The sequence below is a fragment of the Pseudomonas sp. SWRI99 genome (assembly GCF_014270125.1).
Classification (GTDB): Bacteria; Pseudomonadota; Gammaproteobacteria; order Pseudomonadales; family Pseudomonadaceae; genus Aquipseudomonas; species Aquipseudomonas hamedanensis.
Genome location: NZ_JABWQR010000032.1, coordinates 69,698 through 81,045, shown reverse-complemented (window position 1 = coordinate 81,045; position 11,348 = coordinate 69,698). Strand labels below are relative to the sequence as shown.

Annotated in this window: 10 protein-coding genes; 6 read left to right on the top strand and 4 right to left on the bottom strand. The window is 58.6% G+C overall.

Annotation, left to right across the window (positions count from 1 at the left end; genetic code table 11):
- Nucleotides 1-146: 146 nt before the first annotated feature.
- Nucleotides 147-935 carry a VacJ family lipoprotein gene (locus tag HU743_RS22915; protein ID WP_186551055.1) on the bottom strand — a complete coding sequence of 263 codons (789 nt, stop codon included), beginning with the start codon at nt 933-935 and terminating at the stop codon, nt 147-149.
- Entirely contained in the window at nt 928-2,226 is a 1,299-nt protein-coding gene (locus HU743_RS22910) for a serine/threonine protein kinase (protein WP_186551054.1), read from the bottom strand. The genes HU743_RS22915 and HU743_RS22910 overlap by 8 nt, the downstream gene beginning before the upstream one ends.
- Before the next feature lie 224 nt (nt 2,227-2,450).
- Here HU743_RS22910 and HU743_RS22905 point away from each other — a divergent pair, with 224 nt between their 5' ends.
- The gene (locus HU743_RS22905; RefSeq protein WP_186651377.1) at nt 2,451-2,819 is read left to right on the top strand and encodes a hypothetical protein; all 369 of its coding nucleotides are present in this window, start codon (nt 2,451-2,453) and stop codon (nt 2,817-2,819) included.
- A 119-nt stretch (nt 2,820-2,938) separates the two neighbouring features.
- Here the strand turns inward: HU743_RS22905 and HU743_RS22900 are convergent, their stop codons facing one another.
- A complete protein-coding gene (locus HU743_RS22900) occupies nt 2,939-4,534 on the bottom strand; it encodes a glycosyl hydrolase family 17 protein (RefSeq protein WP_186651381.1) in 1,596 nt (531 codons plus the stop codon).
- 298 nt (nt 4,535-4,832) lie between these two features.
- On the opposite strand from HU743_RS22900, the gene HU743_RS22895 reads away from it, so the two are divergent.
- The 3 genes from HU743_RS22895 to HU743_RS22885 all read left to right on the top strand — a co-directional run bounded on the left by HU743_RS22895 (nt 4,833) and on the right by HU743_RS22885 (nt 7,893).
- On the top strand, nt 4,833-5,684 hold the full coding sequence (locus HU743_RS22895; protein ID WP_186620317.1) for a glycine betaine ABC transporter substrate-binding protein: 852 nt from the start codon (nt 4,833-4,835) through the stop codon (nt 5,682-5,684).
- A gap of 242 nt (nt 5,685-5,926) precedes the next feature.
- Entirely contained in the window at nt 5,927-6,238 is a 312-nt protein-coding gene (locus tag HU743_RS22890; RefSeq protein WP_186551050.1) for a DUF485 domain-containing protein, read from the top strand.
- Entirely contained in the window at nt 6,235-7,893 is a 1,659-nt protein-coding gene (locus HU743_RS22885) for a cation acetate symporter (protein WP_186651375.1), read from the top strand. The genes HU743_RS22890 and HU743_RS22885 overlap by 4 nt, the downstream gene beginning before the upstream one ends.
- 1,065 nt (nt 7,894-8,958) lie before the next feature.
- On the opposite strand, the gene gltA is transcribed toward HU743_RS22885, so the two are convergent.
- Nucleotides 8,959-10,248: a citrate synthase gene (gene gltA, locus HU743_RS22880; protein WP_101158686.1), complete on the bottom strand. Its 1,290-nt coding sequence runs from the start codon at nt 10,246-10,248 to the stop codon at nt 8,959-8,961.
- A gap of 363 nt (nt 10,249-10,611) precedes the next feature.
- Between gltA and sdhC the strand changes: the two genes are divergently transcribed.
- Nucleotides 10,612-10,986, top strand: a complete 375-nt coding sequence (sdhC, locus tag HU743_RS22875) for a succinate dehydrogenase, cytochrome b556 subunit (RefSeq protein ID WP_016773673.1) — start codon at nt 10,612-10,614, stop codon at nt 10,984-10,986.
- Nucleotides 10,980-11,348 (top strand): succinate dehydrogenase, hydrophobic membrane anchor protein, encoded by a 369-nt coding sequence (sdhD, locus tag HU743_RS22870; protein WP_008049683.1) that lies wholly within the window; start codon nt 10,980-10,982, stop codon nt 11,346-11,348. The genes sdhC and sdhD overlap by 7 nt, the downstream gene beginning before the upstream one ends.

Here is an 11,348-nt window from a genome sequence, read left to right as displayed (position 1 = left end):
GCTCGCGATTGCGGTATCTCAGACACAAATTAATCGTCTGACACACCGCTATCGCGAGCAGGCTCACTCCTACAGTTGGTGGGTGTTGTGCCATGAAAAAGGGCCATTCGACTTGCATCGAATGGCCCTTTTTGTACCCGCCGAAATTACTCGGCAATCTGCAATTTACGCGCCTCGGTGTACACGTAACGCACTTTCTCGTACTCGAACGGCGAATTCATCTGGCCATAGCGGAAGCTGGTCTGATAGCGCTTGTCGATCGCACGCAATGCCCAGACTTCAGGATGGTTGGAGCTGACTTCCGCCACATTGAGGAAGTTGATCGCAGAGTCGGCGGTGTAATCCACGGCAAGGCCCGCCGTGTCGCGGATGTTCGAGGGGCCGAAGATCGGCAGCACGAAGTAGGCGCCGCCCGGCACGCCATAGAAGCCCAGGGTCTGGCCGAAGTCTTCGCTCTGGCGCGGCAGGCCCATGGCGGTGGCCGGGTCCCACAGGCCGGCAATGCCGATCGTGGTGTTGAGCAGCAGGCGCGCAGTGGTTTCCATCGAGCGCTGGCCCTTGAACTGCAACAGGCTGTTGACCAGGTTCGGCACGTCGCCAATGTTGTTGAAGAAGTTGCTCACCCCGGTGCGCACGAAGCTCGGCGTGATGTAGCGATACCCGTCAACCACCGGCAGGAACACCCACTGGTCGAAGCGGTAGTTAAAGTGATAAACCCGACGGTTCCACGACTCCAGCGGGTCGTAGACGTTCAGCGCGTTGAGCGTCGAGCGCTCGAACTCGCGCTGGTCCAGGCCCGGGTTGAACTTGAGTTTGGTCAGCGGCTCCTTGAAACCGTCGCTGTCGACCACCACCGGTGCATTGGCTTTGCTGTTGTCGGCCTGGGCCACGCCTGCACAGAGGAACGCTGCAATCAGCAGGAGATATTTAGCCACGGAAGAACTCCAGCATGGCGTCGCTGTTGACGCGGTAGTTAAGGTTGCCGCAGTGGCCGCCCAGTGGATATACGGTCAGACGGTCACCGAAGGTCTTGCGCAGGAAACCGAGGTCGCCCGGGCCGAGGATGACGTCGTCGGCGTTGTGCATCACGGCGATTTTCGGGCTGTCGTGCAGGTAATCCTTGAGCGCATACAGGCTGACCTGATCGATCAGTTGCAGCAGGCTGCCGCCATCGGTGCGCGCACGCCACATCGGAATCACCTGCTCGGTCAGGTAGCAGTCGAAATCGCACTGCAATGCACGCTTGAGGAACGGCGTGAGGCTGGTGCTTTCGGTAATCGGGTACTTCGGCGGGGTGATCAGCCCACGACGGTTGACCAGGTCCGAGGTGTAGGCAATGTCGGCTGCCGAGAAGCGGAACGACGTACCGATCAGCATGGCCATCTGCTCATTGGTGAGGTGCTGCTTGGACTGCTGGAAGTCGTAGAGCAAGGCATCGTTGAGGTCGATGTAGCCCTTCTGCTGGAAGTAGCGGGTCAACTTGCCCAGCACCAGTTCATAGAACGTGGTACTGCTGTTGATGCCTTTAACCTCGGTTTGCACCAGTTTGTCGAGGTTGGTCACCGAGGTGTAAAGGTTGACTGGCGGGTTGAGCAGCAGGACTTTCTTGAAGTTGAAGCTGCGGCGCGTCTCGTCCAGATGCGCGACGAACGCGGCATCCAGCGCGCCGAGGCTGTAGCCGGTCAGGTAATACTCGGTGACCGGCAGTTTCGGGTTCTGCGCCCGCACCGCTTGCATCACCCGGTACATGTCCTCGGCGTCTTCCTTGGTGACGCCCGGGGTGGCGAAACGCGAGGCGGCGCTGATGAAGTCGAAGCTGGTGGGCGACGACAGCTGCACGACGTGGTAGCCGGCCTTGTAATAGAGTTTTTTCAGGTATTCGTTGAGGGTGCTGTCATAGCGCGCGCCGGTACCGGCAATCAGGAAGATCAGCGGTGCCGGCTTGTCCTGGGTGGCGATGCGATAAGTGAGCTTTTTTACCGCCCAGAAATTGTCCGGCAACTGGAACTCGCGCTCCGGGCGCAGCGTAAGGCTGCGATCGGACTGGTTGATGTCGTCGTCCAGCGGCAATTCCGGACGCAGGTCCGGCGGAGTCGTGGCGATAGTCGCCTCGAACGGGTTGGTCAGCGGGTAGCCATAACTGGCGGCGTCGATATCCACCGCCAGTGCGGACGCACTCGAAATAAGGCCGCTGAACAGCGCGGCGAAGCGCAAGGAACGGAGCATGACTAGATCCCTTAGAGGAAGGTGCCGGATGAAGTTCGCAGGCTATGACCACCGGGTTTGCACCAAAGTGCCATGCCTCGGCACCAAACAGGCAGAATTCGGAGTAATAGTAGCTGGACGATACACTTTGCACGGCCTGGATGAACAGTTAAGTGTTGTTAGCGCTTGCGTATGGATCACGGCAGATTAAGCTGGCCGCCGATTTCCGTAGATTGGAGTGCTTCATGTCCCGCCGCTTGCCCGTGATTGTGCTGCTCGTTCTCTTGCCGTTGTGGCTGGCCGCAAGCTATGGCGCGCGATATGGCTTTATGGAGGACGGACGCTGGGTGGGCATCTGCGTGGATGAGGCCAGCCGTTGGGAATGCGTCGTGCGTTCGAACCTGGGGCTGATGATCCATTTCAAGCTGCTGGGCTGGGCGGCGCTGGGGACGGCGGTGTCGGGTTTCGTTGTGCCCGGACGGGCAGGGTGGTGGCTGGCGGTGCTGGCGCTGGTGTTGGGTTTGCCGGCGCTGGCGTTGTACAACACGACGTTGGCGGTGTTTGCGGTGGTGATTTCCGGGTTGCGGTTGGTCAGATCCTCTCGCGGCGCCTGACAGTCAGTCATCGCGGGCAAGCCCGCTCCCACAGGGAGTGAGGTGAACACAACATTTGTGTGCAACAGAAATCCTGTGGGAGCTGGCTTGCCAGCGATGGCGATTTCGAAGGCGCTGAATCAGGCCTTGCGCACCCGCAGGCAACGCCACAACGCCACCACCATCAACCCGCTGACCAGCGCCCAGCCCCACGCCTGTTGATTCAACAAGCCTTCCTGATACAACTGCGGCGCAATCCCTGCACCGATCATAAAGGTCAGCAAGGCGATCTCGCGCCGCGGCACGTTCACCGGCCGGCACAGATAAACCAGCGCCGGCAGCACGAACGCCATGCTGGCGAAACTGCGATAACGCGGGTCGAAGACCATTTCCAGCATCATCACCGCCGCCGCAAAACCTGCCGTCGCGACCAGCCAGCCGGCGCGACGCTCAAGGCAATCGAATGCGCGTGAGCGCCAACCGCTGCGTGAGCTCAACGTCAGCGCGGCATGCGCGAGCACCAACAAATTCAACGCGGTCAGCAAGCCGACCCACAGCCATTCACTGGCAAATCGCGTGGTCAGCCGCGCCAGATCCCCCCAGGCGCCCAGCGAGCAGGCGGCGAGGGCGCCCAGCAGCGGGAGCAGCAACGCCGCGCGCGTTGTGCGGACACGACCGCCAAGGAACAGCGTGCCAAGGAATATCAAACCACCGACCGCCAGCCACTGTTGCCAGTAAGGCACATTGCTCACCGGCCCGGCGAGCACGCCCTTGTCCTGGCGATCGGCATCGAACAGACCCCAATAGCCGCCGACTGCGCCTTCGCTGCCGCGCTTCCACGGCTGATCGAAGGCTTCGATCAGGTTGTAACGCCAGCCTTCTCTCTCGGCCATGGCAACAAAGCCGCGAATGAATTTCGCTTCGTTGACCCGGCTCGGCACCGCGGTCTCGCGCTGGCGGCCTTCGCTCGGCCAGCCGGTTTCGCCGATCATCACGTCCTTGGGCGCGAACTTATTGCCGAACACCTGGCGTACGTCCGAGACGTGTTGCAGGGCGACGTCGATATTCGACGGGTCATCTTCCCAGTAGGGCAGCAGGTGAATAGTCAGGAAATCCACGGCCGGCGCGACTTCCGGGTGTTTGAGCCAGAACTCCCAGACATCGGCGTAAGTCACTGGCTGCTTGACCTGGCTTTTGACTTTGTCGATCAGTCGGACCAGTTGCGCGCCAGTGACTTCCTTGCGCAGCAAGGCCTCGTTGCCAACGATGACGGCCGTGACCACGTCGGGATTGGCGTTGGCCGATTTGATCAGCAGGTCGATCTCTTTTTCGCTGTCCACCGGGTTGCTGTTGACCCAGGCGCCGATCATTACTTTCAGGCCATGTTTACGCGCCAGGTCCGGTAGCGCCTCCAGGCCGGTCATCGAGTAGGTGCGGATACATTCAAAACGCGTTGCCAGCAGTGCAAGGTCGGCGTCCATGCGCTCGGGGCGCAATTTGAACGGGACGTCGAACGGCGATTGGTCTTTATCGAAGGGCGTGTACGAGGCGCATTGCAGCTTGTGCGTCGGTGTCGCGGCGTCCGGCAGCACCACCGGTTGGCCGAGGCCGTACCAGAAGCCGCCGATGGCGAACAGCCCGAGCAGGCAGGCGAACAGATAAGCGAGAAGGGGGGAGCGGGACGTCGCGGACATGGTCGGGCCGAGTGGCTGCAAAGCGACGCATGTTACCTGCATTTTCGGACGGGAAGGTGACTCGCAGGCGTTGCCCATGCAAAGTTCGGGCGGATTGTCTGGCGTCAAATATTCAAGGGTGGTTAATGGCGTTCTGATGTCGTTTCTCGTTGCCTTGAGGTCGCTGACAGAGCAGGTCGCCAGCGGCGTCAGGTTGATGATCGAAGCGTCAGTACCCTTGGATAAATCGCGCCGTGGCTCGAACGGGTTTGCACTCGGCGGTGGTGAGGGCGCTGTGCACCATAACAATACGTTGACGATGTCCGGCATCCGTCGGGCGCAGCATTTCGGGGAAGTAACGATGAAGATGCGACGACTGTTAGGCGCAGGTGCCGTTCTGGCGCTTGCGATGAGTTCCACTTTCGCCAACGCTGAAAAACAGACCCTGAACATCGGTTACGTTGACGGCTGGTCCGACAGCGTCGCGACCACCCACGTGGCGGCCGAAGTGATCAAGCAGAAACTCGGTTACGACGTGAAGCTGCAAGCCGTCGCCACCGGGATCATGTGGCAGGGCGTTGCCACCGGCAAACTTGACGCCATGCTCTCGGCCTGGCTGCCGATCACCCACGGCGATTACTGGACCAAGAACAAGGATCAGGTCGTCGATTACGGCCCGAACTTCAAGGATGCGAAAATCGGCCTGATCGTGCCGGAGTACGTCAAAGCCAAGTCGATCGAAGACCTTAAAACCGACGACACCTTCAAAAATCGCATCGTCGGCATCGACGCCGGTTCAGGGGTGATGCTCAAGACTGATCAGGCGATCAAGGATTACGGCCTCGACAAGTACAGCCTCAAGGCCAGTTCCGGCGCCGGCATGATTGCCGAGCTGACCCGTGCCGAGAAGAAAAACGAATCCATCGCCGTCACCGGTTGGGTGCCGCACTGGATGTTCGCCAAGTGGAAACTGCGCTTCCTTGACGACCCGAAAGGCGTGTATGGCGCGGCTGAAACCGTGAACAGCATCGGCAGCAAAGGCCTGGAAGCCAAGGCGCCGGAAGTGGCCAAGTTCCTGAAAAACTTCCAGTGGGCCTCGAAAGACGAAATCGGCGAGGTCATGCTGGCGATTCAGGATGGTGCCAAGCCTGATGCAGCAGCCAAGGACTGGGTGGCAAAACACCCTGATCGTGTAGCTGACTGGACCAAATAATTTCAACACCGCCACACCCCCTGTGGGAGCGAGCCTGCTCGCGAATGCAATCTGTCAGTTGATGCGATATCGGCTGACACGGCGCTTTCGCGAGCAAGCTCGCTCCCACAGTTGTTTTTGTGTGTGCTTAAAAATGGCAGAAGGGTCATGGCCTTCTACTACTAAGGTCGTCTGGAACCTCTCTCGCAGCCGCATACATTAGCTACGTTCCAACAATAATCTGTGCTGCGAGGATAAAAACAATGAACGACAGCATTTACCTCTCGATTCAAAACAGTCCCCGATTCAAGGAGCTGGTGCGAAAAAGGGAAAAGTTCGCCTGGATACTCTCGGCGATCATGCTCGGGCTCTACTCTGGATTCATTCTTCTGATCGCATACGGCCCGCATGTACTGGGGGCAAAACTCAGTCCTGAATCTTCGATTACCTGGGGCATCCCGATCGGTGTCGGCCTGATTGTTTCGGCCTTCATCCTGACCGGCATTTATGTCCGCCGCGCCAATGGCGAGTTCGACGACCTGAACAATGCGATTCTCAAGGAGGCTCAGCAATGATCCGGCGTCTACTGGCTCTTCTGAGCATTGCAGCGTTTGCACCCGGCGCCTTTGCGGCTGATGCCCTGACCGGTGCGGTGGCCAAGCAACCGCTGAACGTTGCGGCGATCCTTATGTTCGTGGCCTTCGTTGGCGCGACGTTGTACATCACCTACTGGGCTTCGAAGAAGAACAACTCGGCCGCCGATTACTATGCGGCAGGCGGCAAGATCACCGGTTTCCAGAACGGTCTGGCGATTGCCGGTGACTACATGTCGGCGGCGTCTTTCCTGGGGATTTCCGCGCTGGTGTTCACCTCTGGCTACGATGGCCTGATCTACTCGATCGGCTTCCTGGTGGGCTGGCCGATCATTCTGTTCCTGATTGCCGAGCGTCTGCGTAACCTGGGTAAATACACCTTTGCCGACGTGGCGTCCTACCGCCTCGGGCAAACCCAGATTCGCACCCTGTCCGCCTGCGGTTCGCTGGTGGTGGTGGCGTTCTACCTGATCGCGCAGATGGTCGGCGCCGGCAAGCTGATCCAGCTGCTGTTCGGCCTCGATTACCACGTTGCGGTGATTCTGGTCGGCGTGCTGATGTGCCTGTACGTGCTGTTCGGCGGCATGCTGGCGACCACTTGGGTGCAAATCATCAAGGCTGTGCTGTTGCTGTCCGGCGCCTCGTTCATGGCACTGATGGTGATGAAGCACGTCGGCTTCGACTTCAACACGCTGTTCTCCGAAGCAATCAAGGTTCACGCCAAGGGCGAAGCGATCATGAGCCCGGGCGGTCTGGTGAAAGATCCGATTTCCGCGTTCTCGCTGGGTCTGGCGTTGATGTTCGGTACGGCGGGCCTGCCGCACATTCTGATGCGCTTCTTCACCGTGAGTGACGCCAAAGAAGCGCGTAAAAGCGTGCTGTACGCTACTGGCTTCATCGGCTACTTCTACATCCTGACCTTCATCATCGGCTTCGGCGCGATCCTGCTGGTCAGCACCAATCCGGCGTTCAAAGATGCAGCGGGCGCCTTGCTCGGCGGCAACAACATGGCGGCGGTGCATCTGGCCAACGCGGTCGGTGGCAGTATCTTCCTTGGTTTCATCTCGGCAGTGGCATTCGCGACCATTCTCGCGGTGGTTGCGGGTCTGACTTTGGCCGGCGCTTCGGCGGTGTCGCATGACCTGTATGCCAGTGTGATCAAGAAGGGCAAGGCCAACGAGAAGGACGAGATCCGCGTTTCGAAGATCACCACCATTGCCCTCGCGGTGCTGGCGATTGGTCTGGGCATTCTGTTCGAAAGCCAGAACATCGCGTTCATGGTGGGCCTGGCGTTCTCGATTGCGGCGAGCTGTAACTTCCCGGTGCTGTTGCTTTCGATGTACTGGAAGAAGCTGACCACCCGTGGCGCGATGATCGGCGGCTGGTTGGGGCTGGTCAGTGCGGTGGGGTTGATGGTGCTTGGCCCGACCATTTGGGTGCAGATTCTGCACCACGAGAAGGCGATTTTCCCTTACGAATATCCAGCGCTGTTTTCCATGATCATTGCATTTGTGGGGATCTGGTTCTTCTCGATCACTGACAAGTCGGCGGCTGCGGACAATGAGCGGGCGCTGTTCTTCCCGCAGTTTGTGCGTTCGCAGACCGGGTTGGGGGCGAGTGGGGCGGTTTCGCACTAAGGGGTCAGCTACGAGCTACAAGCTACAAGCTACAAGCTACAAGCTACAAGCTACAAGAAAATGCCCTGGTTGAGAGATCGGGGCGTTTTTTTTGTGGGAGGTTATTGGTTGGTTTGGTGTGTATATCCGTTGCTGCGGTCACGGCGGCTTAGGGTTTCGCCCTTACGGCGACTCACTTTTTTTCAAACGCCAAAAAAAGTAAGCAAAAAACGCTTGCTCCTGCGTTCGGCCCTCGCAGGCTCGGGTTCCTTCGCTGCGGGATCAATCCGGGCGCAGCGGCTCCGCTTTGCTTCGCTGCACCTCCTTCCGCTGTGTCTGGCTGCGCCAGACGGTCGCTGCGCTCCCACGCCCGAATCAATCCCTCCACTCAGCCTCCCGAAGTCGCCCGTGGATCAAAAGCACTCGAGCTAACGCTCATTGTTGAGTGGGGCGGCTTTGCCGCGGGCAGCTGCGCTGCTTTGCTTTTCTGTGGGAGCGAGCCTGCTCGCGAAGGCGGCCTGACAGCCGACCTGTTTCTCACTGGTGTATGCATTCCAAATGTAGGAGTGAGCCTACTCGCGATGACGGCCTGCCGGCCAACAAATTCCTACCAGATACAAACGATCCAACTGTAGGAGCTGCCGCAGGCTGCGATCTTTTGATCTGGCTCTGGCTCTGGCTCTGGCTCTGGCTTTTGATATTTCGCCCCTTCGGCAGGCTTCGTTACGGGATCGACCCGGGCGTGGGAGCGCAGCGACCGTACGACGAAGTCGTACACAGCGAGAGGAGGTGCAGCGAAGCCAACCGGAAACGCTGCGCCCGGATCGATCCCGTAACGAAGGAACCCCGAGCCCCAGCGAGCGGGCCGAACGCCGGGGCAAAGCCTTTTGCTTACTTTTCGGCGTCTGGAAAAGTGAGTCGCTGTAAGAGCGAAACCGCCAGCGGCAGCACCCGCAGCAACGGATATGCACCCAAAACCCAAAAACTAGTCGGCCCAAAGGCCGCTGCGCCCACAAACAAAAACGGCCTCTGTATAAGAGGCCGTTCCTGACACACCCACTAACTCATCACAAAAAAGAAAAAACCTTATTTGCGATCTTCCAGCGAAGTAATGTCACGCGACTCGTAGCCAGTATAGAGCTGGCGCGGACGGCCAATCTTGTACGGGCTCGACAACATTTCCTTCCAGTGCGAAATCCAGCCCACAGTACGTGCCAGGGCGAAAATCACAGTGAACATGCTGGTCGGAATGCCGATCGCCTTGAGGATGATCCCCGAGTAAAAGTCGACGTTCGGGTACAGCGAGCGTTCGATGAAGTACGGGTCGGTCAGGGCGATCTCTTCCAGGCGCATGGCCAGTTCGAGTTGCGGATCGTTATTGATGCCCAGTTCCTTCAACACTTCGTCGCAGGTCTGCTTCATCACAGTCGCGCGCGGGTCGCGGTTCTTGTAGACGCGGTGACCGAAGCCCATCAGCTTGAACGGATCATTCTTGTCCTTGGCCTTGGCGATGAACTTGTCAATGTTCGACACATCGCCAATTTCATCGAGCATGGTCAACACGGCTTCGTTCGCACCGCCGTGGGCAGGGCCCCACAGTGCGGCGATACCGGCGGCGATACAGGCAAACGGGTTGGCACCCGAAGAGCCGGCCAGACGCACGGTGGAGGTCGAAGCGTTCTGCTCGTGGTCGGCGTGGAGGATGAAGATCCGGTCCATGGCCTTGGCGAGCACCGGGCTGATCGGTTTGATCTCGCACGGGGTGTTGAACATCATGTGCAGGAAGTTTTCCGCGTACGTCAGGTCGTTGCGCGGGTACATCATGGGTTGGCCCATGGAGTACTTGTAAACCATCGCTGCCAGGGTCGGCATCTTCGCAACCAGGCGGATCGCGGAAATTTCGCGATGCTGCGGGTTATTGATGTCCAGGGAGTCGTGGTAGAAGGCCGAGAGGGCGCCGACTACACCGCACATGACGGCCATCGGGTGGGCGTCGCGACGGAAACCGTTGAAGAAGGTTTTCAGCTGCTCGTGAACCATGGTGTGGTTTTTCACGGTGCTGACGAACTGGGCCTTCTGTTCTGCGGTCGGCAATTCGCCGTTGAGCAGCAGGTAGCAGGTTTCCAGATAGTCCGACTTTTCAGCCAGCTGTTCGATCGGGTAGCCGCGGTGCAACAGAATGCCGTTGTCGCCGTCGATATAGGTGATCTTCGATTCGCACGAGGCGGTCGACATGAAACCCGGGTCGAAAGTGAAGCGGCCCGTGGCCGTCAGGCCCCGAACATCGATTACATCGGGACCAACGGTGCCGGTTAAAATGGGCAGCTCGACGGGGGCTGCGCCCTCGATGATCAACTGCGCTTTTTTGTCAGCCATGTGGCCTCCTATTTATGCTTGAACCATCAGACAGACCCCCCACGCAGGGCCCGCACCACTATAGTGAGATAAATTCGAATGTCAATTTGCCTAAAGTCTTGCTCCAGAAGGCTTTAAGCCGACTTTTTCCTCGAAATTGCCTGCCATTTACGCCTTTTATGCAACTTGTGCAATCCGCTATTGGGGGTAGGTGAACGCGTTGTCATTAGTAGCCTAACTGTCTATACTCGGCCACCGACCGCCAAGGGCTTTTGGGCTTGCTTTCATTGGGGGTCGCATCCCTGGGTGGTGGTTACCTGACCAGTGCACTCCCCAACAACTTTGCCCTGATTGTTAGGGGCTCTTCAGTGTGAAAAAAAAGCCGTGAAAAGCCAACGACCTGTAAACCTAGACCTAAGGACCATCAAACTCCCAGTCACTGCTTACACGTCCATTCTTCACCGTATCTCCGGTGTCATCCTCTTTGTGTGCCTTGCCATCATGCTTTATGCATTGGACAAGTCGCTGAGCTCCGAGGAAGGCTTCGGTCAGGTGAAAGCGTGTCTGACCAGTCCGCTAGCCAAGCTAGTGATTTGGGGCATCCTGTCCGCTCTGCTGTATCACCTGGTAGCCGGTGTGCGCCACTTGATCATGGACATGGGCATCGGTGAGACGCTGGAAGGCGGCAAACTGGGCTCGAAAATCGTTATCGCCGTTTCCGTGGTGGTAATCGTTCTGGCAGGAGTCTGGATATGGTAACTAACGTCACTAACCTGTCGCGTTCGGGCCTCTATGACTGGATGGCGCAACGTGTGTCTGCGGTCGTTCTCGCGGCTTACTTCATCTTTCTGATCGGATACATCGTCGCCAACCCTGGCCTCGAGTATGCCCAGTGGCATGAACTGTTCGCCCACAACGGAATGCGTATTTTCAGCCTGCTGGCCCTTGTTGCTCTGGGCGCTCACGCCTGGGTCGGCATGTGGACCATCGCGACCGACTACCTGACGCCAATGGCGTTCGGCAAGTCCGCAACGGCGATACGTTTCCTTTTCCAGGCAGTATGCGGCGTTGCGATGTTCGCTTACTTCGTCTGGGGTGTGCAGATTCTCTGGGGTATCTGA